The 25,000-nt window shown below is 39.1% G+C and carries 20 protein-coding genes and 1 pseudogene (1 of these 21 cut by a window edge); 9 read left to right on the top strand and 12 right to left on the bottom strand.

Features of this window, described 5'->3' with window-relative positions:
* The 3 genes from CLV95_RS16575 to CLV95_RS16565 form a co-directional block, all read left to right on the top strand.
* Nucleotides 1–1,221: the end of a penicillin-binding protein 1A gene (locus CLV95_RS16575; protein WP_002732676.1), read on the top strand. Its footprint begins 1,254 nt before the window's first position; 1,221 of the gene's 2,475 nt are visible here — the last part of the coding sequence; its start codon lies beyond the left edge, outside the window; it ends in the stop codon at nt 1,219–1,221.
* A 102-nt stretch (nt 1,222–1,323) separates the two neighbouring features.
* Complete coding sequence (locus CLV95_RS16570) at nt 1,324–1,734, top strand: bactofilin family protein (protein WP_002618425.1); 411 nt, start codon at nt 1,324–1,326, stop codon at nt 1,732–1,734.
* Between the two features lie 51 nt (nt 1,735–1,785).
* Nucleotides 1,786–2,904 carry a peptidoglycan DD-metalloendopeptidase family protein gene (locus tag CLV95_RS16565; protein WP_002732317.1) on the top strand — a complete coding sequence of 373 codons (1,119 nt, stop codon included), beginning with the start codon at nt 1,786–1,788 and terminating at the stop codon, nt 2,902–2,904.
* An 861-nt stretch (nt 2,905–3,765) separates the two neighbouring features.
* Here the strand turns inward: CLV95_RS16565 and CLV95_RS16560 are convergent.
* Together CLV95_RS16560 and CLV95_RS16555 are read right to left on the bottom strand one after the other, a co-directional pair.
* Nucleotides 3,766–4,425 (bottom strand): hypothetical protein, encoded by a 660-nt coding sequence (locus CLV95_RS16560; protein WP_002732734.1) that lies wholly within the window; start codon nt 4,423–4,425, stop codon nt 3,766–3,768.
* Between the two features lie 35 nt (nt 4,426–4,460).
* On the bottom strand, nt 4,461–4,910 hold the full coding sequence (locus CLV95_RS16555) for a MarR family winged helix-turn-helix transcriptional regulator (protein ID WP_026054908.1): 450 nt from the start codon (nt 4,908–4,910) through the stop codon (nt 4,461–4,463).
* Between the two features lie 243 nt (nt 4,911–5,153).
* On the opposite strand from CLV95_RS16555, the gene CLV95_RS18985 reads away from it, so the two are divergent.
* Together CLV95_RS18985 and CLV95_RS16550 are read left to right on the top strand one after the other, a co-directional pair.
* Complete coding sequence (locus CLV95_RS18985; RefSeq protein ID WP_002723830.1) at nt 5,154–5,318, top strand: hypothetical protein; 165 nt, start codon at nt 5,154–5,156, stop codon at nt 5,316–5,318.
* A gap of 161 nt (nt 5,319–5,479) precedes the next feature.
* A pseudogene (locus CLV95_RS16550) lies at nt 5,480–6,859 on the top strand (histidine kinase dimerization/phosphoacceptor domain -containing protein).
* A gap of 120 nt (nt 6,860–6,979) precedes the next feature.
* Here the strand turns inward: CLV95_RS16550 and CLV95_RS16545 are convergent.
* On the bottom strand, nt 6,980–7,234 hold the full coding sequence (locus CLV95_RS16545; protein WP_016757591.1) for an LIC12628 family protein: 255 nt from the start codon (nt 7,232–7,234) through the stop codon (nt 6,980–6,982).
* A gap of 76 nt (nt 7,235–7,310) precedes the next feature.
* On the opposite strand from CLV95_RS16545, the gene CLV95_RS16540 reads away from it, so the two are divergent.
* Nucleotides 7,311–8,138 (top strand): crotonase/enoyl-CoA hydratase family protein, encoded by an 828-nt coding sequence (locus CLV95_RS16540; protein ID WP_002723848.1) that lies wholly within the window; start codon nt 7,311–7,313, stop codon nt 8,136–8,138.
* A gap of 15 nt (nt 8,139–8,153) precedes the next feature.
* Here the strand turns inward: CLV95_RS16540 and CLV95_RS16535 are convergent, their stop codons facing one another.
* Nucleotides 8,154–8,333, bottom strand: coding sequence for a hypothetical protein (locus CLV95_RS16535; RefSeq protein WP_002732689.1), 180 nt, complete (start codon nt 8,331–8,333; stop codon nt 8,154–8,156).
* Nucleotides 8,334–8,446: 113 nt separating this feature from the next.
* Between CLV95_RS16535 and CLV95_RS16530 the strand changes: the two genes are divergently transcribed.
* Both CLV95_RS16530 and sphA read left to right on the top strand, forming a co-directional pair.
* Complete coding sequence (locus tag CLV95_RS16530; protein ID WP_107695027.1) at nt 8,447–9,295, top strand: tetratricopeptide repeat protein; 849 nt, start codon at nt 8,447–8,449, stop codon at nt 9,293–9,295.
* A 604-nt stretch (nt 9,296–9,899) separates the two neighbouring features.
* A complete protein-coding gene (gene sphA, locus CLV95_RS16525) occupies nt 9,900–11,630 on the top strand; it encodes a sphingomyelinase C (RefSeq protein WP_002732257.1) in 1,731 nt (576 codons plus the stop codon).
* A gap of 182 nt (nt 11,631–11,812) precedes the next feature.
* Here sphA and CLV95_RS16520 read toward each other — a convergent pair whose 3' ends face one another.
* From CLV95_RS16520 to CLV95_RS16480, 8 genes are all read right to left on the bottom strand, one after another.
* A complete protein-coding gene (locus CLV95_RS16520) occupies nt 11,813–12,778 on the bottom strand; it encodes a porin family protein (protein ID WP_002731483.1) in 966 nt (321 codons plus the stop codon).
* Entirely contained in the window at nt 12,775–14,115 is a 1,341-nt protein-coding gene (locus tag CLV95_RS16515; RefSeq protein WP_002731488.1) for a hypothetical protein, read from the bottom strand. The genes CLV95_RS16520 and CLV95_RS16515 overlap by 4 nt, the downstream gene beginning before the upstream one ends.
* Nucleotides 14,116–14,117: 2 nt before the next feature.
* Nucleotides 14,118–14,642 carry an RNA polymerase sigma factor gene (locus CLV95_RS16510; protein ID WP_002731490.1) on the bottom strand — a complete coding sequence of 175 codons (525 nt, stop codon included), beginning with the start codon at nt 14,640–14,642 and terminating at the stop codon, nt 14,118–14,120.
* Nucleotides 14,643–14,916: 274 nt separating this feature from the next.
* On the bottom strand, nt 14,917–15,660 hold the full coding sequence (locus tag CLV95_RS16505) for a hypothetical protein (RefSeq protein WP_002731499.1): 744 nt from the start codon (nt 15,658–15,660) through the stop codon (nt 14,917–14,919).
* Between the two features lie 499 nt (nt 15,661–16,159).
* Entirely contained in the window at nt 16,160–17,401 is a 1,242-nt protein-coding gene (gene srpA / locus CLV95_RS16495) for a sigma factor sigX-regulated lipoprotein SrpA (protein ID WP_016749411.1), read from the bottom strand.
* Between the two features lie 766 nt (nt 17,402–18,167).
* Entirely contained in the window at nt 18,168–20,033 is a 1,866-nt protein-coding gene (locus CLV95_RS16490) for a RecQ family ATP-dependent DNA helicase (protein WP_002731487.1), read from the bottom strand.
* A gap of 181 nt (nt 20,034–20,214) precedes the next feature.
* The gene (mnmC, locus tag CLV95_RS16485) at nt 20,215–22,173 is read right to left on the bottom strand and encodes a bifunctional tRNA (5-methylaminomethyl-2-thiouridine)(34)-methyltransferase MnmC2/FAD-dependent 5-carboxymethylaminomethyl-2-thiouridine(34) oxidoreductase MnmC1 (protein ID WP_002732435.1); all 1,959 of its coding nucleotides are present in this window, start codon (nt 22,171–22,173) and stop codon (nt 20,215–20,217) included.
* Nucleotides 22,173–23,192, bottom strand: coding sequence for an LIC10647 family lipoprotein (locus CLV95_RS16480; protein ID WP_002731486.1), 1,020 nt, complete (start codon nt 23,190–23,192; stop codon nt 22,173–22,175). Before CLV95_RS16480 ends, mnmC begins: the two co-directional genes overlap by 1 nt.
* Before the next feature lie 107 nt (nt 23,193–23,299).
* On the opposite strand from CLV95_RS16480, the gene dusA reads away from it, so the two are divergent.
* Nucleotides 23,300–24,319 carry a tRNA dihydrouridine(20/20a) synthase DusA gene (gene dusA / locus CLV95_RS16475; RefSeq protein ID WP_002731496.1) on the top strand — a complete coding sequence of 340 codons (1,020 nt, stop codon included), beginning with the start codon at nt 23,300–23,302 and terminating at the stop codon, nt 24,317–24,319.
* Nucleotides 24,320–25,000 lie beyond the last annotated feature (681 nt).

Below are 25,000 nucleotides of genomic sequence, written 5' to 3'. Positions count from 1 at the left end.
GGAACCGAATCTTTGGGCGAAGCAATCGATTGGAGTTATAGAAATCAACAAACCGAGGACTTTCTGCTTCCCGTCGAAGGCGCCTTGATTTCGATGCGCCCTGATACGGGATATATCACGTCGATGGTGGGAGGTTCCGGTTTCCGGTCGGATAATCAACAGATTCGCGCTTTCCAAGCTTATCGCCAGCCCGGTTCGGCGTTTAAGCCTTTGATATACGCGGCCGCTATGGAGTATTACAATCAACATCCGGATCCGAAGAAGAACGTAACTGCGGCGTCTCTTTTTTCCGATTCTCCTCTCCAATACGTATTAGAAGATGGTGATGAATGGACACCTTCCAATTATACGGGAGAATATTCTGGATTTATAAAACTGCGCGAGGCCCTTGAGCTTTCTAGAAATAGTGTCGCAGTTCGGGTTTTGGATCACACTGGGATCAGCAACCTTGTACCGGTTTTGGAAAAAATTCTTCAAATTGAAAATCGATCCGTTCCTAAAAACTATTCTATCTCTTTGGGAACTTTCGAAGTTTCTCCCTACGAATTGGCCCGTGCATATGCCGTGATCGCTTCCGGAGGAAAACAAGTGTTTCCACTGAGCGTTCTTTATGTCGAAGACGATTCCGGAAATATAATCAAGGATTTTAGAGAGGAAGTGGGTAAACAGGAACGGATTCTTTCTCCTGAAATTTGTTTTATCCTCACCTCGATGATGGAAGACGTAATCAAAAAGGGAACGGGAACGGGCGCCGCTTCTTACGGCCTCAATCGACCGGCCGCGGGAAAAACAGGAACGACGAATAACTTTCGAGATGCTTGGTTCGCGGGTTATTCCGCCGAATTAGTAAGCGTAGTTTGGCTTGGTTATGATACTGGAACACTTTCGATGGGCAAAGGAATGTCGGGAGGGGTGGTTGCCGCTCCCATCTGGGGACGGTTTATGTCGAATGCCCTTTCTCGGGAAAAATCGAAGCCCTTTCACTTCGGGGAAACTGGAATCGTTCGAAAACAAATCTGTTCCATTTCCGGGAAACTTCCCGGCTCTCACTGCAATCAAACCGAAGAAGAATATTTTACCAAAGAAACGGTGCCCAAAGAAGTTTGCGACGATCACCGTGGAGCTGGTTTTATGTCGGAACCCGATCCACCTCATCAAACCCAAGTGAAAAAGAAGCAGAAAACCAATATTTTCCAGGGTGACGATGATTTGATTCGATAATTCCAAACAAAAATACTTGTCGTTTTGGGATTAAATACACAAATAGATTTACGGCGTGTCTCCGGTTAGGGGATAGGTTTTGATTGTTAGCAGGAGTTTTAGATGGCCATCGGCAGGGAAAATAATAACAGTGTAATCGGTCCAGGATCTATTTTCGAAGGAAAATTTTATATTGCGGGTTCTCTTCGTATCGACGGTAAATTCGAAGGAGAAATCAAAACGGACGATACTCTTTACATTGGAGAGACTGGAAAGGTAAGAACGAATATCGCGGCCAAAGAAGTAACCGTTTCCGGGACTATGATCGGAAACATCAAGGCTGAAAGTGAGGTTCGTTTGGAAGAAACCGGAAGGCTTCTCGGAGATATCGTTGCACCTGCCCTTCACCTTGCTAAAGGAGTGGTTGCGAAAGGGAATATAACGATCACAGGCGGACAAAAGAAAGACGTAAAAAAAATCGTTGAAGAATCTTTCGGCGGAACCCGGACTTTGGATAACGGAAAGGACGAATAAGTTCTTTTCTTCCTATAGAAAGAACTACAAAGCGGCCGATATTTTCCCTGTATGATCTTCAAAAAGCCCAGACAACTGACCGCGGGAAAAGAACTCCTTCGGACGGAAAATTTTACTTTGATCTACCTGGGCGCATTTCATTTTCACTATTCGTTTTATTTTAGAGGAAATCTCTATCACGGGAATCTGGACTTTCGGAGAAAAAAGTTCCGATTTATTCCTATATTCGCATCTATCGCGCTTGTTCTCACATTCTTGGGATTCGGGATGAACCCAAGTAGTGCGATGATGGATTCTGCTGGGCATGAAATCACCGAAAACGATTCCGAGGACTTAAAAGCAAAATCCGGGGATGAAAAGTTTTTGGAGGAATCCGAAAAGGCAAAACTTACGATTTTGATGGCGAAGGAACTCAAGAATCCTTCCGAAAAGAAGAAACAATTCAAAGTTACGGCGTATCGGGTGAAGCGAAATGAAACGTTAGCTGAAATTGCTACCCGCTTTAAGGTTTCGATGGAATCTATCGCAGGCTCTTCCAACATCAAAATCGAAGATACGCTTTATCCTGGTCAAATATTAAATATTCCAAATAAACAAGGCCTTCTTTACAAAATGAAAACGGGGGACACTGTCGCTAAAGTTGCCAGTCTTTATAAGGTTAATTTGGATGAAATTTTGTTGGAAAACAAATTAGAGGATCTGGATATTTTGAGACCTGGCCAAAAACTATTCTTACCGGGCGCAGTGATTCCGGATCCGGCTCCGAAGTGGGTGATCCCTGTTGCGTCCAGAGTCGTAACTTCCAATTTCGGGTTTAGAACTTTTCCCAGAAGAAAGTTTCACGAGGGGCTCGACCTAAAGGCCTTTTACGAGCCGATTGCCGCTGCGAGAAATGGTAAGGTAATTTACGCCGGCTGGATGGGTGGTTACGGAAATGTGGTCGTCATTGAACATACGGACGATTTTAAAACTCTTTATGCGCATAACTCCAAGCTTTTTGTTCAACGTGGGGATTATGTGCTGGCAGGGAAAAAGATTGCAAGATCCGGTTCCACCGGTTATTCGTTTGGGCCTCATTTACATTTCGAAGTCATTAAAAACGGAAAGCCTGTTAACCCTTCCAAATATTTAAAAGGGCTTACGTTTAGAAAGGGTGGACCTACGCACTGACAAAGGCCGTCGTGAGTTGTTCCTAAAACGAGAGGTTGTATTCTCGGAAAACGTAAGTAACTAAGCGATCTGTAAAAAGCAAAGTTAGAATTTCTTGACGAAATGCTGAGTACCATCCCGAAAAGATGTAGAAACTACCGCATTTTCCGTAAATCACACAACTGGTTTATTTCTGTCTATTGCATGAAGTGCGGGAACTTTTCTTTGCAAAAATCCCGTCGTTTCTTTAAAAGAAATATATGACTTTATATTAACCCTACGTATGTGGGGGAAAAAAGAGCAAGGTCAGAACTTATTCACTAACATCTAAAAAGTTACCGTATTCTGAGGTTTTGGGACAGACTCTAAATTCGTCAATTTTCCGGAAACAAAAATTACATATTAAGAAACTAAAAGAAAGGGAGAAATCTATCCGGCTTTATCAAAGAACTTTAAATTCATAAATTGATAAAGCGCAAAATAGTCGAACGTAAAAAACGAGTCCGAAAACGGCCGAGTCAACGGATTCTAAGGATAGAGTTGTTGAAAAATTAATTCTCTATCCGTTTCTACTGCATTGAAATGGACGTTTGAAGCGATTTTGTTAATCTGAATCATGGAATTTTTCAACGACTCTAATAAACAAACACTGTCCCGAAAAACGATCAGGTCGAAAACACGCGAACACGATTTTATTTTTTAAGAATGATTTTCTATATGATATTTTACTAATTTAACGTGAGTTCGGCGTAACAAATGCGAAAATGACTATTATGCTTATGCTGCAATTCAAGCAAACGACACTTTAGTTTGAAAAATTCAGGTGAAACGCTTTTTACGAAAGCGTTTCAGGTCGAAAACACGCGAACACGATTTTATTTTTTAAGAACGATTTTTTATATGATGTTTTACTAATTTAAAAATCGCGTAACCTCCCGGAAGCATCGGAAGCACAGCCGTGTAAAGTCCAGAAAAATAGTATTCTCCTGTGGTTTTCAAATAATAGTTCGGCATATCCGAAAGCATCACTCCGTTGATGATCTGAGAAACCCTTTCCGGATTGTTAGGCTGAATGCTCGGCTCCAAAAGTGGGAAGATAAAATGTGTGAATTCCGCAAAACCGGGACCGATAAAAATGAACCACGCAATAAAACCCGCGAGCGGGAATCGAAAGAAAAGACCCAACGCGGTCAACATATACATCATCGGACCGATCAATGTAAACACGACTACAAATCCTTTCTCCGTCCAAGGAATTTCAAATAAACGACTCACAGCGGGACCGAAACCCGTCAGATACTCCTCAATCATGTGGATCTGCAAACTGACTACGGTAAATACGAATAAAGGAAGAATTACTTTAGGATCCACGGATCTTTTTAAATACGTGAAATACCAGAAGATCCATCCGATCAATCCGGACCCTCCCACGATGATTACAGGCGGCCAGCCGATTTTGATATAACCGATCGAACTTACCGTGACTATAAAGATCATGGCCACGATCGCGCTTAGATTTTTTTTCAAAGTTGTAGTTTCCATTCCAACATTCCTTCTTTTATTAAATTTAAATTATTCTACTTCGCTTTCAGATTTGAAATGTTCCTCTCAATCTGTGCCAAAACATTCATCGTAACGGTCAGATGTTCCTTGTTTATCTCCGTGCTTGAATCAACTAACAATGACTTGGCGATCGGTATTAGTTTTTCTTTCAAAAGTTTCCCCTTATCGGTAAGGAAGATCAGCCTGCTGCGTCGGTCTTCCTCGGCCACTACCCTTCGGATCAGGCCATCCTTTTCCATTCCATTCAAAAAGCGGGTCACGGTTGTCTTGTCCTTAAGAGTCTTTTGTGAGATTTCGTTTTGATTCATTCCGTCCGATTCCCAAAGCCGATTCAGAATAACCCATTCTTCGGGAGTGATTGAAAAACCTGCGTTTTTAAAACGGTTCTGAAGCTCGATTTTCATTATGATCGCGCTGCGATTAATTCGATAGCCGAGAGTATTTTCGATCTGAAATTCGCTCATAATTAGATGCATAATACAACTAATTGTGATAACGGTCAACTCCGAATTGGAAAAAAAGATTAAATCGGGTGCGAAACCGGACCTTGTTGCTCGATCTTTTCGATACGTCGAAATTACGTTTTTAGAGAAACCTTACATTCTTCCTGAATGAAGAACAAACGATCTGCGTTTGCAAAAATCGATTCTTTCTAAAATAAAATCAGGTGTGGAGAAAAACTTCAGATTGATATACATACACTCTCAATGAATGATAAAAAAGGAAAATCCGCAAAAAAAGACTCAAGTTCTTCTAAATATTTAGAGAAACTCTTTAAAGAGCAGGCGGTTTCTTGCACAGAGGCTCGTCCAAGCATGGGAATAAATTTAGAATTGGGCTATAAGGTTCTCCCAAAAAAGAATCTGAAATAAAGATTTGTAATAGGATAAAATCATTTCTCTCCGTTCTCCCTAGGAGTCGGAGAAAACTGGAAAGAGTTTGAAATTCCCAAAATGGGAAAACATAATTTTACTATGACTTTTGTACGTTTTGACAAATATCTTGTTGAATTCGGAGTTATTTTTAGTAACTAATGAATATGCTTCAAAAACCCAAAATATTGGTGGTCGAGGATGAGATCATCGTCGCCGTCAATTTAGGCCAAAAACTGAAAAAATTGGGTTACGAGCTCGTAGGCATTACTTCTTCAGGGGAGGAAGCGATTTAGAAAGCCGAGGAAAACCATCCGGATCTTGTTCTCATGGATATAAACATAGAGGGGAATCTAGATGGAATTGAAACTGCCGAAGTACTTCGAAATCGTTTTCATACTCCTGTGATTTATCTTACCGCATATGCCGACGAAAACACCTTAGATAGAGCTAAAAAGACTCAGCCTCTTGGATATATCGTAAAACCTTTTGAATCCGATCAACTTCGTTCTTCGATTGAAGTCGCTCTTTATAAAAACGAAATTGAGCAGAGATCCAAACAAACTGAAGAAAAATTAAAAGGAGTATTGGACCAACTTGGGGCGGGAATCGTAACTACAGATGAAAATGGTTTTCTACTTTTTATGAATCCGGCTGCGGAAAAACTAACCGGTTGTAAATATAAGGATCATCTTGGGAAACCGATTCGAGAAATTCTTTTTTTCGAAAATAAAACCGGAGATACGATCGGAAACGTAGTGGAAGAAGTTCTTAAATCTGGACTTCCTATAGAAAATGAAAATATAATCTTAATTTCGAAAAACGGAAATAACCAAGAAATTCAGCTCCAAAGTTCTCCGATTTTAGGAGCGGAAGATAGGTTAACGGGGACTTTTAATATTCTCAGAACCAAAGAACAGCATACGAATACGACTGAAAAAGATACTTATCTCAAAGAAATTCATCATAGAATTAAGAATAACCTCACGATCATTTCTTCTATTTTTAGTCTTAGGTCCGGCCAAGCCGACGAAGAATCCAATGATATCCTTCGGGAAAGTCAGAATCGTTTGCGTGCAGTCGCGCTTCTTCATGAAATTCTTTACGAAAGTAAGGATCTTTCCTCAATCAGCTTCGAACTCTATGTGAAAAAACTTACGGATGCACTTTTTGAAATTTACCAGGTGGATCGGGAAAAGATTCGGTTGGATTTGAATATCCAAGAGGCAAAAGTGAAAGCCGAAATTGGAATGAATCTTGCTTTGATCATCAACGAACTCATTACGAATTCTTTAAAACACGGATTGGTGGGTTCTGAATCCGGTTTGATTCGGGTCAATTTTACGAGAAAGAACGAAATGTTGACTCTTGAGATTTCGGATAGCGGAAAGGGGCTGCCCGAAAAGTCGATTCGAAATAGAAGTCCAAATTCGCTCGGTTTATCTCTTGTGGAATCCCTTGCAAAACAAATCGATGGGAAAGTCGATTTTCTCAATCAAGAAGGCGCCTGTATTCAACTGAGCTTCCCTGTTTCTGTTTGAAAAAGAAAGCTCCTCTCGGTTTTCCGATCAAATTGATGAGGAACTTGGTTCTTTGATTTTTTTCAAAACTCGAATGATTTTCAGGGAATGGAATTTCCTAAAAATCTGAAAAATGAGTTCCTAGTTTGAACTCGAATCCTTTTCAATTGGTTTTGTGTAGTGCCAAACAAAGAATGGGGTTCCTTTTTTTATTTTCTTCTCAATACATAGATGTTTCTTGGAAAGCATGTGAGAACTCCCTCGTTTTTCCTGTATAACAAAAGGATTTACCTTTTCTAAAAGCTTTTTCCATTCTTCCTTTGGATGTGGATGGCGGATTTTTTCCCAACTGATGATCACTCGGACCCTCCTAAAGATTATGAGAATCATTCTCATAATATAAAAATTGTCCACTATTTCTTAGGACTAGGAATGGCTTGTAAGATTTTTTTTTATTTCCAGAGTGACTGAGATGAAAGCCCATTTTGAATTTTTCGAAATTGTCGTAAGACCTGAAGATAAAACCGCCGTTCTTTATCTCAACCGCCCTGAGAAAAGAAACGCAATGGATTGGCCTTTCTGGAGGGATCTACCGGATGTAATTGAAGAGATCAATGCGAATCCTGATATTCACGCGTTTGTGATCGCTGCAAAGGGAAAATCCTTTTCCATCGGTTTAGATCTGGATTCCTTTATCCAACAGTTTGGCAGTTTGATCCAAGCTCCCTTAGGTAGTGACCGTAGAAAATTCTTCGATCTCATTCTTAAAATGCAAAAGGGTATCAACGCCGTTTACGATTCACCAAAACCGTCCATTGCCGCTGTTCAAAAACATTGTATCGGTGGGGGATTGGATCTGATTTCCGCCTGTGATATTCGTTACGCTACGAAAGACGCATCAATTTCCCTCCGGGAGGCAAAAGTTGCGATTGTTGCCGATATGGGTTCGATCAACAGACTCCCTTCTATCATTGGACAAGGCAATACACGAGAATTGGCTTTAACTGGGAAAGATATCGACGGAACGGAGGCGGAGCGAATCGGACTCGTAACCAAGGTTTTTCAGACCCAAGAAGAAATGATGGAAGTTGCCCTTGCAACTGCAAAAGAAATCGCCGAAAATCCTAAAATCGTCGTGTCTGGCGTGAAGGATGTAATGAGATATTCTGAAGGAAAACCGCTGGAAGCCGGTTTGAATTATGTTGCACTTTGGAATTCGAGTTTCCTCGATTCCGTGGATTTTAGAAAGGCGGTACAATCTTTCCGGGAACGCAAACGTCCCGTTTACAATCAAGACTGATCTGTGATCCAGGAATTAAGCGTAAAGATCTAGAATTTTTCTTTGTCCTTCTTCTTTTGAATTTTGGATTCCCGCTTCCACGGCGAGATTCAAAATTTTTCGGTTCAGATCGCTCTGTACCTGGAAGATTTCTCTAGGTAGATTTGCGACTCTTTCTAAAAGTAAACTCTGGTTTGTGTTTCCGTTGATATTCATAAATTCCCTCTTCCGAGAATTTTGGGTTTTTCTCTCTTTTTCCCCCAATTCTATTTTCGGAGGATAAATAGAAAACTTGATTATTTTTTGAAAATTTTTAATCTGCCTAAACTGTGAGCTTCCCTGCACTGATCAGATCTGCGATTCAGAGGGAGAATCAAAGAGAATTCACCAAAGCTTTTGATCTCTACAAAGAAGCTCTTTCATTTACGGATAATCCTAAAACGATTCTTAAAATACGAAATCGTCAAGCTTGGTGTCAGTATCATATTGGAAACACTCGGGAGACCTTAAATCTATTTCAGGAAATTATCACCAAGTATCCGAACGAGCCTGGAAGTTACTTATATTACTCCAATTATCTCATCAAAATCAGCAATTTCAAACAGGCTAAAAAGATCCTTACAAAGGGAATCGATCTTTATCCAGATCAATTGGAACTTTATTTGACTTTGGCTTCCCTTTTGAAAGATACAGATCGATCTAATGAGGCGATTGCGGTTCTAAAGCAGGCCTTGGCGCAAGAAAAACTTTCAAGAGGAAGAGGAATTCTTCGTAAAGATATCTGGGCGGAACTAGGACACCTTTATTATCAAAGAGGAAATTACAACTCTGCACTGGTTTCCCTCAAAACGTCGATGCGTATGGATAGCGACGAGAATTTTCTTCATTACGATATGATTGCTCAGTGTTATCTGAAAGTGTCTGATCACAAAAATGCCCTTAAGTTCATCGATTTATATGTTCAGTATTTTGGAGAGTCCGATTCAGACATTCTAATTATCAAAGCACGAGCTCACGCTCAGCTCGGTGAAAGTCATCTAGCCTGTGCATCCTTATTACAGGCATATTCCATGGAAAATGGCCTCAAACTGAACGCGGAAGACATGGTCGATTTTGCACCTTTACTTCAAACCGGTTTTTTTGATACATTAGAAAACGTTGAAATAGAAGAGCCTTAAACGGATTTGAAAGATTGTTCGGCGGATCCTTTTTTCGTTATTTTTACTAAGAACTTGTTCCAAGGACGTGGAAACTTCTAAGTTTTAGATGTTCGTGGATAGAACTTTTTTGCTCCTAATTTTATTCATCAAGTAGCTTGATCTTTGTAAATCTGATTTGAGAACTTTTTACATTACATACAAGTCCATAAAACACCATATATGCTTGAAGTCGATTTCTAATTTCTTGTGGAACGATTTTTGAAATAATGAAATATATATTATATTTTTAATATAATATAGCTTATAAAAGCCATCTAATCTGCCTGGTGTAGGATTTCAAAAATCATAAAAAGATTAGAAACCGTTTTCATATGACATACGATTATCAAATTTCTTCATTTAATCTTGAAATATGATCAAAAAGTAAACAAAGACTTTGTTCGCTTTTAATTTGTTTATTTTTATACATTTAAAATATTGGAGATTATTTTAGGAATTGGCATTTTTAATTTCAATTACTTGAGCATTATGTGAAATTGATTCGTTTTTATAAAATACTCTTCTTCTTGTTAAATTCTATGTTATAGTATGGGCATTGATTTAAAAAGAATGGAGATAGTGTATGAGAATAAAAAAATATACAAAAGTGAGACTTCTTGTAAATTGTTGTCTCTTATTATTTTTTCTAATAGGTTGTGGAGCCGATAGACGATCTTTGTATAAAGATTTACTTGCGTCTCTGATTTACATTTCAGATAATAAAAACATTGGTTCTACAAATTCTGATTTAACGGGTTCTGGCTCTGTAAGTTCTAGTCCCGCAGATGCCGCTTCTGAGAATTCCATCCTTGCGAATTTTATTCCTGAGAATTCCATCCTTGCGAATTCTGTTCCTGAGAATTCCATCCCTGAGAATTTTATTCCTGAGAACATGGGAATTAAAATTCTAACTCACAACGTTTTCCTATTGCCGAAAACGCTTCCAGGTTGGGGAAATTGGGGACAAAACGAAAGAGCACAACGCATCGTAAGTTCGAATTATATCCAAAACCAAGACGTCATTGTGTTCGATGAAGCTTTTGATACAGATGCAAGAAAAATTCTCTTGGACGGAGTTCGTTCAGAATATCCGTATCAAACCGATGTGATCGGAAGAACTAAAAAAGGTTGGGATGCTACTCTTGGCTTGTACAGAAAGGATGCGTTTACGAACGGAGGAGTTGTTATCGTAAGTAAATGGCCCATCGAAGAGAAAATACAACATGTCTTCAAAGAAAAGGGTTGTGGTGCGGACGTTTTTTCCAACAAAGGATTTGCTTATGTGAGGATCGATAAAAACGGAAAAAAGTTTCATATCATTGGAACTCATGTACAGGCACAAGATTCCGGATGTGCGAACTTAGGAGTCGTTTCAAGAGTGAATCAATTCAACGAGATCAGGGATTTTATCGATTCCAAAAAAATCCCGAAAAACGAAATGGTTCTGATCGCGGGAGATTTGAACGTAATCAAAGGTAGTAGAGAATATCATCAGATGCTTTGTATATTGAACGTAAACAATCCTAAATATGTGGGAGTTCCTTTTACGTGGGATACAAAAACCAACGAAATTGCCGCTTTTTATTATAAAAAAGTGAAGCCCGCATACTTGGATTACATATTCGTTTCAAAGTCCCACTTTCAACCTCCGATTTGGCAGAATTTAGCTTACGATCCAATCTCTGCAAAAACTTGGACTGCAAGGGGATATACGAGTGATGAATTTTCCGATCACTATCCCGTTTACGGTTTTATCTATGCGGATTCATCCACTCCGACGAAGTCCGGACGTAAAAGGAAATACGATCGAGTTTCCTTCGTATCTGTAGCCACTGGAAAAAAGATTCAAGCTAATTCTGAAAAATCGAATGCATGGTTGAAGGTGAATGCTACGACGGAAACCGATTTAACAAAATTCAATTTGGTGCAAACGAATGATCCCGATTCGAATCCCTCCTGTATGAAAAGCGGGCATGTCCGGATCGAATCTTCTCATTCTTTAAATTACTTTTGGAATTGGTGGCTCGGAGGAGGTAAAGGTAACTACGCGTACTATCCCAAATTCAACGACGGGTCGAATCGAATCCAAATCATAAACTTAGACGGAGGGTGTTTGCAAGACGGGAGTCGGGTCGCATTCAAAGATTATGATACTATTTCAAGAAGACAATATTTTCTCACTGTTTGGGAAGGTGGAAACTGGGATAAATATCTCTATCTTTGGAGAAGCCATATCGGTCTAAGGGAAATTTTTTATCTCAAGCTGGATTCCTCTCCCGAAATAAATTGGAGTAAGAAATTAATTTATCGTTGAGCCTTAAAAATCAAATGAAAGACGGCAGGGATGTCCCTGCCTCTTTTCGCGTACATAGAATTTTTATATCGATCCAGGACTTTGCGATAAATATAATGAGGCTCTAATTCTAATTTTATTACTCGGACGCATGAAAAAATTCCATACAGGAATTAGTGCTAAAAGAAGCCTTCGGTTTGATCTTACAGCTTCAACCCTCCGCCGATCATAAAGATCGGTTCGTTAAAATGATAAGATTGTGTCGCCCCAATTAAATCTGTTTTTCGGTATTGTAGAGCTATATTAAAAAAGTAAGATTCTAGTTCCCATTGAATGCCCGTTCCCACAAAAAGGACCGTTTGTACTTTGGAATGTACTCCACTTTCAATACTTTTCCCGACTCCCAAGCCTACTTGAGTGAACCAAAAAATGGACTCGGAAAGAGGAAAATAATATTTCATTCCCGGCAAAAATGAAAGAGTTTCTATACCGAATTTATCGTTCCCTTGTTTATCAAAATTAAAATTTCCTTCAAACAAAAATAAATTTATGGAAATGCTGGATAACGTTTGGTATTCCGGGGTAGAGTTAAAATTAGAGTTCATAAGAATTCCAACAAGAGGAGAAATCTTGCGATCCGGAAAAGAATAAGAGTTTAATTCGATTCCGAATAAAAAGCTGAGATTCAAATTGTAACGATATTCGCCATTAAAGGAAGTTGTTTTGGTATTTACAGTATATCTTTTCTCAATATAAGGGTCTATATAGATTACGCCCGTGATAAGGTCCGTGATGTTGTATCCGCGGTTGAAATTCCTCTTTTCCGTCACTTTGGTGCTCCAACTTGACAAATTCCAAGAAAAATAGAATTTTTTAATATTATTATGTTCTTTTTGTTTCTCTTCGCCTTCCGGCTTTTTGATTTCCGAAACAAGAATTTTTTCAACCAGAGTTAAATCGATTTTTTCGACTTTTCCCGTTTCGTCCTCGACTAAGACGTGATCCTCCCGCAGTGAAGTTCTAACGTTTCCCATTTTTCTTCCGTCTTTTAGAATCAAAGTATCTCCAAAAATCCAGATCGGATCTAATAGGAGGCATATACAAAAAATTTCCATGAGTGAAACTCCCGGAAACTTTTTGAAAAAGTGATTTGAGTTTAGGATCTTCAAAATGAAATCGACTCTATATTTGTGGATTCGATGATTCTTTTTTTTCCGTTTTCTTCCAAGATATATTGGCTTCCGTATTGTATTACATTTCCTTTGAGTATCGTTCCGTCTTTGAGTTGAATCGTTTTATTTCCTAAACGCAAAGGTTTTTCTTGGTTACTTTCGGTATTTGTGGTGGTCGAAGTTTTTCTTTCGATCGGTTCCTGTTTTTTCTCTATCTCCGAGAGTTTTATAGGTTCAGAATTTCCAAGTTGATTTGAAATATTTTCTAGATCTTTGAGATACAACTCATTCAACGGAGCTTGTTTTTTTTGCGAGACGTTCTTTATGATTTGTTGTTGAATCTCTTTTAGAATATTCAAATTTTCTTGTGCGCTTTTTGCATCAAGTCGATCTTCTTTCAAAGTCTTAAATAAACTTTTTTCCCGACTTCCCGATAGATTTAGAGGTTTTATTTCAAAATAAGAATTAGAGATATCTTCCGAAGAAGTGTCCACCCATACTTTTTCCAATTCGGTCTTTTGCCCGAAGTTTGAACTCGTTTGTTTATTCAAAGAATGTTCTATCAACTCTTCCTTTTGGGGATCCAATAAGAACGGAAGTAGATATTTGATTCCGGAGCGGATCCGTACGGAGCCGTTCCACACATTCACTTTATAACGATTCTCCGCACTTTCGATCCATACTTTGGTACCATTCAGTTGAATTGCGGTTCCGTTGAGATAAATCTTAGTTTGAGATGTCGTATTCGTTAACGTTTCGTTTAACAATAGATTTCCTTTTTGTAAGAAAATGGACAAACCGTAGCCTGACGTAGCCACTTCTTGAACGGTTTCGGCCAGTTTTAAGATACGAACTTCCGAATTCGGAAAAATTCTAAAATGAACGAGACCTTGTTCTCCGTGGATTTTTACTTCGCAAAAAGAATTTTGATCGATGCGAATCCAATTGTGGCGTAAAGTTTTCGGATTGCAAGCCCCGGTAACTTCCATAGGGATCATCTCCGTTTTATGGAACATTCCCATCTTAAAGATTACGGATAAGGAAACGATTAAGGAAATAACTGCAGCGATAGCTATAAATTGATTCCTAAAACTTCTTTGCAATAGACGTATTTTAGGAGAGGGTTTTGACGATTCTGAAAGAATCTGCTCAAGGACGAGTTTGTGTTGTTTTAAACCCGTTTGCATTTTCACATAATTGTCGTATCTCTTTTCAAATTCCGGATGAAGAGTTATAATTTCGTTTAATCTTTTGTTTTCTTTTAACTCGGTTTCTCCAAAAAGAAACAAGGACATTAGCTCTTCAAATTCTTCTTGTAGATCTTTATTTTCCATAATTATAATACCACTTTTTTTCTTTCTAATTCTACTCTAAGTAGATCCAATGCCTTTAATAGTTTCCTACTTACGGTTCTCGAAGATATGTTCAACGCTTGTGACGTTTTTTCTAAAGTATAATTGTTGATTTCTTTCAATAAGATGATGCTTTTTTCCGGTTCTGGTAAGGAGGCAATAATTTCTCTCAATTCATTCTCCACGATTTGTGTTTCTATTGTCCGAATAAAATCATCTTTTACCGAAAACGATTCTACAAAAACACCGCCTCCCTCTATTAACAAATCCTTCTTTCTTTTTTTTCGATAAGTATAGTAAGTATTTTTTGCAATCGTAGCTGCCCATGCGTAAAAACTTCCTTTTTCCGGTGAAAAATTCGGAAATGCTTTATATATGTTCAAAAAAACTTCCTGAGCGATATCTTCCACTTCTTCGGGATCGGAGGAAAGAAAACGGATTATCTTGTAAATCGAGTCTTTGTAGTTTCGATAAAATAGAGAAAAATCGTGATCTTGATTTAATTTCATAATTTATATTCTACGTGTAAGAATTCAAACTGGATGGATTTTTCTCTTAAGAAAATTTCAGTTCGATTTCGACTATTGAAATTAAAAACGATTCTCCGAATAGAAAATTTTCAAAACACAAAGGATCAAACTATAATTCCGTAATAATCCATTTCTCCGAATTCGATAGAATATAAATTAATGGTTACCTCCTTAACTTCGGATTAATTTGAGAAAGAATCCGATTGGGGCCTTTATCGAATTAATCCTGATCGTCTATGAACTATAATCCTTTTCATTTTAGCGAACTCACGATGGTCGACAAATGAAAGATCAGATTTTTTCTTGCGGTAGCCGGTACTTTGTATTTCAATTTCTTCGATTTATCACTCGTTACCGTTTCTGCATTGACGGGAGGATTTCGGAAGTCATTATATCGATACGCGTTTTCCGGTACGTCCGCAGATTTAAAGTAATACGTAAACGCTCTGGCGGCGATTCCGATTCGATCGTAATCCGCCCTTTCGTTTTCCGGAATTTGTTTGATCGAAAGTGCTTTTGAATCTACGTTATCTATTTTTGTAAGTTCTACGGATATGAAGGCACTGGCATTCGTTGGGAGTAGGATTGCAAGCGCGCCTGTGAATGCGAGAAAATTAGTGTTTTCTAATGTTTCTCTTCCTTTTACAGGACCACCTTTTGTGGGTGGTTTGTAGGTGACGATTTGACAAACTTCGATTCCGATGGTGTTAGGGGCTAAAAACTTACCGGCAAATCTGTTTCCGTAATTTTGTGGATTGTCACCCGCCAAATCCGTTAAAAATACCGAACCGATCGAATCCGGAAGCGTCAAAAAACGGGAAGAATTTTTCGTTCTTGCCGCGAGCAGCTGATTAATGTTCGAAAAATTGAACTCAGCGATTCCGTTTGGTCCTACAAGAAGCCGGGTCATCAATAATAATTCGGTATTATCCTTTTTGTCTTTTTTACAACTCGTGATAAGAAATAATATCGTTAAAGCGAAAGTCGCAATTGGCAACATTCTTTTCGAGGATTTATTTGTTTCATCGTATTGAACCTTCAATAAAATCACGAAAAAAATATAGCTAGGGTTCAATGTAAGTGAGACAGATTTTGTAAAATTTTTTATAGTTTGAACCTGAAAGGAATGGCTTTCCTGAATTTTTCAAACTAAAATACACTTTCTACAGGTTGTAGCATAATAACACTTTCGCGTTTGTTACACCGAGCTCGCGTTATTTTAGCGCGTTCTAGCTATAATCTATCTCAAAAATATCGAAAGTGATTAGAATTGGCGTTTTAAGTAAAGATAAAGTATTTTTGAGATGGCTTCTACTCGGTTTTGTGGAAATTGATAATTTGTTCCAAAACAAAAGCTCAAGTCGTCTTTTACAAAAAACTGGATCTGATAATTTTGGAACGCCTTTGAATCGGCTTCTGATACGAAAAGGAGCTTGTAAGCTCCTTTTATTTTTTTGATCGAGCTGAAGAATTAATTTTTTCGAATTTTATCGAGATTATTTCAGTTTACTTAGGATTGTAGGTAAATGAAAGACCATGTTTCGCCTGGAAGTTGTCGTTAAGTTATCGTTTCCACTTGTTGCATTGGGTCTATCGTTTGTATCGAGCTGGAGAGAAAATACGTTATCCGTTGCGTTCGAATCCCAGAAGAATACTTTGTCTCTAGAAACGTTGAATAAGATACTTTTGTTTTTTTTCGAGAAATCCAAATCTATCACCAATATATACGGATCTTTTTTATCTAAATTGTCGATGATAGCTGGTGTCTTAAATTTAAGTTTTTGCACCGCGGAAGTATAATCGGTCGCCGCAACGGAAGGAGGATTGAGAGTCCGTTCCGGATTTGTGAAAGGATTGTATTCGTCTGAAACTTCAGCTTTCAAGATACGGCCTGAACTCGAGTCGATCGCTAATTGGCCCATGTTACAATCTTTTCCGACGTTTTCCGATTTTAACAGGTCGGAGTGGATGAAACTTGAGGAATTAGTAAAAGAAGACGGGCAATTCTTATTAAAAAGTTTTGGACTTACATCGCCTCTGGTAATGCTTAAATCGGAAGAAAAAGAGCCGATAGGATTGTTTAAAACTAGATCCACATAACGATATGAATTTTCAGGTACGTCCTTCGGATCAAAGTAATAAGTAAAATCACAGGCTATGATTCCGACTCGATCATAATCTTGTTGCTCGTTATCGGGAATGGGTGAAATCGGTAGAAAAGCCGAGCTTAAAGAGCTATTTCCGGTTTCCAATCCGATGGACATGAAACCGGTTGCACACACTTTAGAACCCGGAATGGGTCTTCCAGGTGCCTGAAACATTATAAAATTTGCATTTTCTAACATTTCAGTTTCTTTTGCAGGTCCGCCTTTTTCAACAGATTTGTATGCAAGAACTTGATATACGCCGATGGAAACCGCAGAGGGTGTGATAAAATGATCGTTAAAACCGTCTCCTACTCCATCTCTGTAGTTTTGAGGATTATCTCCACCTAGATCGGTTAGAAATTTAGAAGCGGTTGATCTTACTTTAAATCGGGATGAATTTTCTGTCGTATATGTTGTTGCAAGTGCGTTTGTGTCGGAGATGCGAAATTCGGCGTTGATACCGGTATGGAGTAAAATTGCCGCCAGCAACAAGTCATTCTGATTATCCTTATCTTTATTGCAACTTATGAACAAAAATAAGATCGATGAAAACAATGCGTTGATTTTTAATTCGAATTTATGCTTCTTCATGAGATGCTGAACCCCTTTAGAATAACAACGAAGGAAATATTAGAATGTGCCAGGTTGGGAAAAAAAGTGAAAGGGTTTGATAGAAATTTTCATTTCGAAGTCTGTTCGAATTAAAATTGTACAATGAATAGAATCAGAAAATACCCGTGAATTTGGGTTTGTAATACAAATTCTTACGCTTTCAACTCACTTTGGTTTAAAGAGCAAGATTTCCAAAAAAAATGAACGTGAGGCGACTTTTTACAAATAGATCCTATCAATTTGATGGTTTAAATTGATAGGATCTTGAATTTAAAGTTTGCCTCAAGATCGTATGTAGGATTTAACGGCGAAGAATTATTAAAAGTTAATATACGCTTCACGAAACGTAATCTGCGAGAACCCGCATTTTATTTGGAACTTGTCCCAAAACCTTCAAAAATTTGTGTGATCGTTCTTTAAAAATTTTGAATCAAATGTAGGAGTTCCTACATTTAAAGGGCTGATGACAGTGTCACTGCAATGCCGCCCTACAAAAGACAGTTTTGGAACAAGTTCTTAAATTTACGGTTACCCGTGCGGGAACTCAAACGCAGCGCTTATTTTTGAACGGCGGCAAAACATTTCTGTACAAGCGGAAAAAACTCAAACTGTCACGAAACTCCCTGAATACCGATCCTTAGAGAAGCATTCGCTGAGTTTCCTGGGTCGTCCCGGAAGAATTTTAAGACATGCTTTTACTGATAAAAACTTTAAATCGACGGATCTCTCGGAAACGATTTATAAATCATTTCCATTTTTCTAGGATTTTCAAAATATCATTCCCGAATTTCTCGACTTTAGCGGAGCCCATCCCTTTAACGAGAGATAACTCTTCCGGAGTTGTGGGCATCATTTTTGCGATTTGAACGATCACTGGATTTTGAAGCACCATAAATTTCTTCCATTTCCTTCTTCTCGCTTCTCTATCGCGAAAGTTTTTCAATTCTTGGATAACGTTTTTTGCGGAAAGGGTTTTCTTTTCTTGGTCGATATCCGATTCTTTTTTCTTTCTCGGAGTTTTAACGATTACGGTTGATGAAAGAATAAGTTTCGGATATTTGTTTCCTACGATTTTTACTTTTTTTTCCGCAATCCATTCGTCCAAAGTTTTTAAAATCGCTTCCTCCGGGATCGAGTGCAAAGAACCGTATCCGATTAAACGATCTAATTTTTTTCTTAAGATTTCATTTGATCTGGAACCTCGTAAAACACCGACGATCATCCTTTTACCGAATTTACCGGGGACCTGTTCTAAAACCTGTTCTATTACTCCCAATTCATTTTTGGAAAAATCGTATTTTTCCCTTTCTTCTTGTTTTTGTTTTTTGATCTTTTCTCTTTCGAGGAATTGATTTCTTCCGCTGGAGTTCGAAGGTTCTTTTTCCGAGCAGACGTCGCAGGTTTTGCAAGGTTCTATTTCTTCGCCGAAGTAAGAACAAAGAATTTGTTGCCTGCATCGGTTGGAGATCGCATATTCTTTTACAAAGGAGAGTAATGTTTCTCCTCCTTTCCGATTATTTTCTTTTCCGATGATGAAATTCTGAGTTACCAGATCGGAGGGATGGTAGAAAAGGATACAGTTCGAAGACTTTCCGTCTCTTCCGGCTCTTCCAGCTTCTTGGTAATAACTTTCCAAAGACGCGGGGATTTGATAATGAACGATCAAACGAACGTCCGGGTTGTCCAAACCCATACCGAACGCATTAGTCGCTACAAGTACGTTCGTTTTTCCGATATTATACCCGTTTTGAGTTTTTTCCCGGCTTGAGTCGGTTCTGCCCGCGTGATATTTACCGACTTTAAATCCGTTCTTCTTTAAAAAATTGTAAATTGACTCCACTTTTTGTCGGGTTGCGCAGTAAATAATCGCCTTCCCGCTTTCGGTTTTTTGAAAATTTCCTCGGATTAAAAGTTTTAAAAGTTCGTTTTCCTTAGAAGTCTCATTTTGAGGGAATCGTACGCAGAAGTTAAGATTCTCTCTGTAAAAACTACCTTTGATCAAGGTAGGGTTTTTAAGCCCGAGAGAGTTAGATATGTCTTGGATGACTCTGGGAGTCGCAGTAGCGGTTAACGCGACGATAGGTATCTGATGATGATATTTATCCCTGAGTTCGTAGAGTTTTCGATATTCCGGTCTAAAATCGTGTCCCCATTGGGATACGCAGTGTGCTTCGTCGACGGCGATTCTACACAGAGGAAGTTTCGGGAGAATTTCGAATATCTGTCTGCTCAAAGCTTTTTCCGGTGATAGATATAAAATTCGAATTTTACCCGTGCTTGCTCTACTTAAGATTCTCAGTTGTTCCAGATCGTCCTGAGTGGAATTGCAGTATTCCGCGGCGATTCCCTTCGCTTTGAGAGAATCTACTTGATCTTTCATCAGTGCGATTAAAGGAGAAATTACAAGCGTCAAAGAAGATCGGTCTAAAACCGCAGGAAGCTGATAGATGAGCGATTTTCCACCTCCGGTAGGAAGAATAACTAACGTATCCTTTCCACCCAAAACGGATTCGATCGACTCCTTTTGACCGATCCGAAATCGGGACATTCCCCAGATTTCCTTAAGAGAGGATTCTAAATTTTGAATATGATTGTTTTGTTCCGAATTCATTCAGTTCCAGCCGAAAAATCTTTCTTGTATGTAGTTCGCTTCGTCGAAAGGTCTAAAGTTCGTTTTGTAATAGGATCCATAACAAGCTCCGTGTTGAATTTTTTTAGAGTTAAGAAGAGACGAAAATCGATTCAAACATTTGAACTACGATCGCTTTCCCGTCTTTTATATTGAACTCATCCTACTTACGGATTCTTCGATAGAGAAATCGAGCCGGATGCAACGATTCCAAGAGAGAGAATTCGACGGGAGCGGGTTCTCCCAGTATTAAAGACGCAAGAATCTCCGCACCTAAAAAAGAACTCAAAATCCCCCTCGAACCCAAACCTCCGAAAACGTATAGGCCCGGAATCACCTTGAGGTTTGGAAACTTTTTGTTCCGATTTCGAGGTAAATCGATTTCTTTATAAGTTTCCTGAAATATTTTCGGATCAAAGATCGGACCAATGATTGGGAACCGATCCGGAGTTTGAGCTCGGAATCCGGTTTTTTCGGAAAGAACGCAGTTCGAATCGAATCTTAGAGTAGGATATTTGGTTTGAACGTATTGCAAAAGTAAATCCGTATCCTTTTTTCGGGGCTTCGGGTTTAAGTCGAATTCATCGAACGTGGAACCTAAAACGTGTTCTCCTTGAACGGAAGGCGTTAAATAGTGTTCCGCACAAAGAATGTTCGGAACACGAGAGGAATTTTCCGTTTCTTTCAAGGATATAAGTTGTCCCCGGACTTTGTTTATCGGAAATATCTCTTCTCCTTCAAACAGAGACGAGGCTAATTTTCCAATCAAATAAGAATTACAGAATATAATAGAGTCTGCAAGTATTTTTTGGTCCGATTCTTTTAAGTCGAGTTTCCAGGAAGATCCGATCTGTTCGAAGGAGTTTACCGTAGCTTGTATCAATTCGATTCCAGGCTGATCGACGCATTTTCTTGCGATAGATCCGGGTCGGGTCCAGAAACCGTTTCGGAACAAGACTCCTTCTTCTAATTCTTTGTTGAATGGGTCGTTTTTGTGGAAATCAGAGCCGTTCGGTTTCCAGGAGGCGATTTCTTCGGTAAGTTTATGATTTTCTATACTCTTTCGGAATCTTTCGGGATTCATCTCTGTCGTTACACCGTGAAACGATCCGACTTTTCCAAATTGATCTTTGTCGGCAAATGAGGAAAGAAAGGAAAGCGCATATCGAAATGCGCGTAACGTGAATAAACTGATCGGTCCTGGAATTTTCGTGAGATGAGGATGGGAAATTGCTCTCGGAATTCCGGAGGTTTCGTTTGCGATTCCGGACGGGTCAATTAGGAAAACTTGAATTCCTCGTTTTGACAAGGAATAAGCAAGCGTCGAACCTGCGATCCCTGCTCCGATGATCGTCGCGGTTTTGATTTGTGATTCGGGATCGGAACGTTTGCACCAAGGTTTTTCTTTCGGAAGCGATTCTTTCGTTTCGGAAGGATAATTGGAATATTTTCCGGTCAACATTTCCCTTTTCCTTCCGAAACCGGGACGTTTTTCCAGCGTAAAACCGGCGTAGGATAAAGAATTCCGGACTGTTCGTGCGACGGTAAAAGTGGAAAACGTAGTTCCGAACTTGGAGACGTTTTTTAAGTTTCCCAGAACCGATTCTTCCCACATCTCCGGATTTTTAGAAGGGGCGAAACCGTCCAAAAAAATAGCGTCCGCTTTTCCGGAAATTTCACATAACGCGTCAGAGACGTCTCCTAAGAAGAGGGTTAGGTGGATTTTCCCTTCTAAAAATCGGAAGTAGTTCATTCCCGGGATAAGATCTTGATAAGAGGATAAAAATTCCTCTTTGATTTCCTCCAATTCGGGAAACGCGGAAACGGCTTTTGAGATTTCTTTCCGACTGAGAGGGAATTTTTCAACCGATATAAAATGAAGTCTAAACCGGTTGTCTTGTTTTAGATATTCTTTCCAAGTCGTAAAAAAATTAAGCCCGGTTCCGAAGCCTAGTTCCAAGATACAAAATGAATTTTGAATATTCAAATTTCTCCAACGGTCGGGAAGGTCGTTTCCTCCGATAAAAACGTGTCTGGTTTCTTCTAAGCCGTTTTCGGGGGAAAAGTAAATGTCGTCGAATCGATCCGATACGGGAGTGAGATCGTTTTTCCAGGAGAGCATTAGATTTTCGGGGGTACGGGTTCTGTTGGTTTTGGAGGAGCGGACTCTATACCGGGACCACTCTCTTTACGTAGTAAATCATCCGATGTCAATCTGGATAATTGGATTTCTTTTCGAATTCCGATTCTAAAAGTGTTCATTGTTAAGTAAAGATCGTGATAACCTTCCCCGTTGGAAGTGGGCATCGTCTGAGTGATCGGAGTTTTGCCGAAGTTTCCGACGGTGAATATGTCTCTATCGCTGTATTCCCTATTCCCAATACTTGATAATTCCATATACAGATACAAATTATAGAAAATGGTGTCTTCAAAAAACCGACCAATATTATATTCGTATAACATTTTAAATCCTGCAATCGCTCTTGTCTGGTTTCGTGTGGTGGAAACTCTGAAACCCCTTTCCAAAATATCAAAATCGTAGATACTATAACCGAGGTTGATTCCGATTCCTATATTCCAATTTTGAAATTCCAAAAATCCTAAATAGAGAGTTCCATAGAATTGATAATCTATGTATAAGTATTCCGCTTTTCTGGCAAAAGGGTCGGAAAGGGGATATAATCCGTATAAGGCTTGTTCTATCGGATTGGAATAGATTCTTCCGTCATCCGGAAAGTTGAGAAGATTTCCTCGAAAGCTTCTAGGAGACGTGATCGTAAAGCCATAAGCGATGTAGTTCAAAAATTTAAAGTAGCCCGTAAAAGGAAAGCCGGGTAGTCTTCTAGGAATGGAATCAACCGTATAGAAAGGTACTGATTTTGGAGGATCATGATTGACCGGGAGATCATTATTTTTCGGCGTTTTAAAACCGGCATTCGTTCGAATGAGGTTTTCCAAGGGAGTGTATTTCGTAAAAAAGTTCAATTCGGTGGAGTCCACTCCTCCGGTAAGAATCACGGTTTCAAAAAAAGATTCGAGGGTTCTACAAGAGAAATGAACTGTACAACAGATCCATATCGATAAAACGATAATTCTTTTCGATATCAATGCTCTCGATTCCTGAACATCTGAAAGTCTCATCTTTTCCTGACATTTTTTTATGGTTCATTCTGAGTTCCAAGTCGTAATTGAAAAAGAGGATTCTTGACCGAAGGAGTTTGGAGGAGAATTCTGGCAGTAATCCTCTTATGTCAGAGAAAGGTATTAAAATTCCGAAACGGTATCCGGTTTCTCTTGCTCCGATGATGGATCGGACCGATCGGCATTTTCGGTATTTTTTAAGACTCATTTCCAAACATACGTTTCTATACACGGAGATGATTCATACCGGCGCTATTCTCCACGGGGATCGTCGTCGATTTTTGTCGTACAGTCCGGAGGAATTACCACTTGCGATTCAGTTGGGAGGAGATAATCCGAAAGCCCTCGCGGAATCTTCCAAAATCGGTGAAGACTATGGATACTCTGAGATCAATCTGAATGTGGGTTGTCCGAGCGATCGGGTAAGAGAGGGGAACTTCGGCGCTTGTTTGATGGAAACTCCGGAGAGAGTCGCCGAACTAGTCTGCGCAATGGACGGTAATGTTTCTATTCCTGTAACCGTAAAATGTAGGATCGGAATTTCCGGCAAAGAAACCTTGGAAGACTTGTGCCGGTTCATAGAATGTGTTCGACAAGCAGGCGTTAGGCGATTTATCGTTCATGCAAGAATCGCGATCTTAGGCGGACTTTCTCCGGCTCAGAATCGTCAAATTCCCCCTTTACGTTATGCGTATGTTGAATCCTTAAAGAAAGAATTTCCGGATCTTTTGATCGAGATCAACGGAGGAATTCGAACTCTTGCCGAAATGCAAGATAGACTCAAGACGAACGACGGGGTGATGATCGGAAGGGCTGCATATGAAACTCCCTATCTTTTTTCGGAAGTGGATTCCTTGTTTTTCCACGATAATTCTCCTTCCTTAAGTAGGAGAGAGGTTTTGCTTCGAATGAGAGATTATATCGAAGAAGTTGTTTTGAAAGAGAAGAATGGTAAACCGCATCATGCACTTAGGCATATGTTGGGCTTATTCCACGGCCAGAAAGGTGCTCGTAGTTTTAGAAGAGTTGTCACGGAAAGAATGTACTGCGATTATTCGAGCGATCTTTTATTGGATGCCATACAAGAGATTCCGAATGATACGTTGGACTTGATCCCATCTAATTAAAAGCATATCATACATCGTTATATGATTTGGATGTAAATCTATCGATGGATATTTTGCGCTTTTAAGGTAAGGGCCCGTTCCAAAACCGTCTTCTATCCTCTGTCTAGAATTTACGAAACAAATTCGTCTGTCGTCAGGCCTCTGAATGGGAACTCCTACTTTTAGAAAATTCTACCTCGTTTTCAATCGTCGAACTCGAGTTAGCTTAAGGTTTTTGGCAAGCTCTTGAGCGTCCTTGTTGATTGTTTTAAGGTTTGGGCGGATTTGTGTGTAAAATTATGTTTTGTATATTCATAAAAAATAATGTATTAAGAGGTATTTTTGACGCAAAAGTTATGGAGGAGTTTTTAAGGTAGTATTCGGAAGTTTAGAATTCGATTTAAAAACTCGACTATTGGAAGGTGTAATACTTTGCGGAAAGTAACTTTAAAGAAATAAAAATTCTCTTTTTGACGGAAGCGATTTTTGAGAATTGTCTTTCAAAAATCTTCGACGATTCAAGATAATTTTTATAATAATTACTTGCCGGAGCATTCCGATTTTGTAGCCTGGCTTTTATACGTTTACCCGTTCGGGTGGCGTTTTTAGCGAACAACTAAGTTGCTTCTTTTCTTCGTTTGTTGAATTTGACAGACCGGGTTAAAAGATTCGACCTTGGGAAACGCGGAAGATCTTTAACAA

The organism is Leptospira borgpetersenii serovar Javanica (genome assembly GCF_003046425.1).
Lineage (GTDB): Bacteria > Spirochaetota > Leptospiria > Leptospirales > Leptospiraceae > Leptospira > Leptospira borgpetersenii.
This window is presented reverse-complemented; position numbering and strand designations above follow the sequence as displayed.

Coding starts and splice junctions, on each gene's coding strand:
- CLV95_RS16545 (WP_016757591.1), bottom strand. CDS start 7,234: ATGAGAATGATTCTCATAATCTTTAGGAGGGTCCGAGTGATCATCAGT.
- CLV95_RS16555 (WP_026054908.1), bottom strand. CDS start 4,910: ATGAGCGAATTTCAGATCGAAAATACTCTCGGCTATCGAATTAATCGC.
- CLV95_RS18985 (WP_002723830.1), top strand. CDS start 5,154: ATGAATGATAAAAAAGGAAAATCCGCAAAAAAAGACTCAAGTTCTTCT.
- CLV95_RS16560 (WP_002732734.1), bottom strand. CDS start 4,425: ATGGAAACTACAACTTTGAAAAAAAATCTAAGCGCGATCGTGGCCATG.
- CLV95_RS16570 (WP_002618425.1), top strand. CDS start 1,324: ATGGCCATCGGCAGGGAAAATAATAACAGTGTAATCGGTCCAGGATCT.
- srpA (WP_016749411.1), bottom strand. CDS start 17,401: ATGAAGAAGCATAAATTCGAATTAAAAATCAACGCATTGTTTTCATCG.
- CLV95_RS16515 (WP_002731488.1), bottom strand. CDS start 14,115: ATGGAAAATAAAGATCTACAAGAAGAATTTGAAGAGCTAATGTCCTTG.
- CLV95_RS16510 (WP_002731490.1), bottom strand. CDS start 14,642: ATGAAATTAAATCAAGATCACGATTTTTCTCTATTTTATCGAAACTAC.
- CLV95_RS16490 (WP_002731487.1), bottom strand. CDS start 20,033: ATGAATTCGGAACAAAACAATCATATTCAAAATTTAGAATCCTCTCTT.
- CLV95_RS16565 (WP_002732317.1), top strand. CDS start 1,786: ATGATCTTCAAAAAGCCCAGACAACTGACCGCGGGAAAAGAACTCCTT.
- CLV95_RS16480 (WP_002731486.1), bottom strand. CDS start 23,192: ATGAGACTTTCAGATGTTCAGGAATCGAGAGCATTGATATCGAAAAGA.
- dusA (WP_002731496.1), top strand. CDS start 23,300: ATGTCAGAGAAAGGTATTAAAATTCCGAAACGGTATCCGGTTTCTCTT.
- CLV95_RS16535 (WP_002732689.1), bottom strand. CDS start 8,333: ATGAATATCAACGGAAACACAAACCAGAGTTTACTTTTAGAAAGAGTC.
- CLV95_RS16540 (WP_002723848.1), top strand. CDS start 7,311: ATGAAAGCCCATTTTGAATTTTTCGAAATTGTCGTAAGACCTGAAGAT.
- sphA (WP_002732257.1), top strand. CDS start 9,900: ATGAGAATAAAAAAATATACAAAAGTGAGACTTCTTGTAAATTGTTGT.
- mnmC (WP_002732435.1), bottom strand. CDS start 22,173: ATGCTCTCCTGGAAAAACGATCTCACTCCCGTATCGGATCGATTCGAC.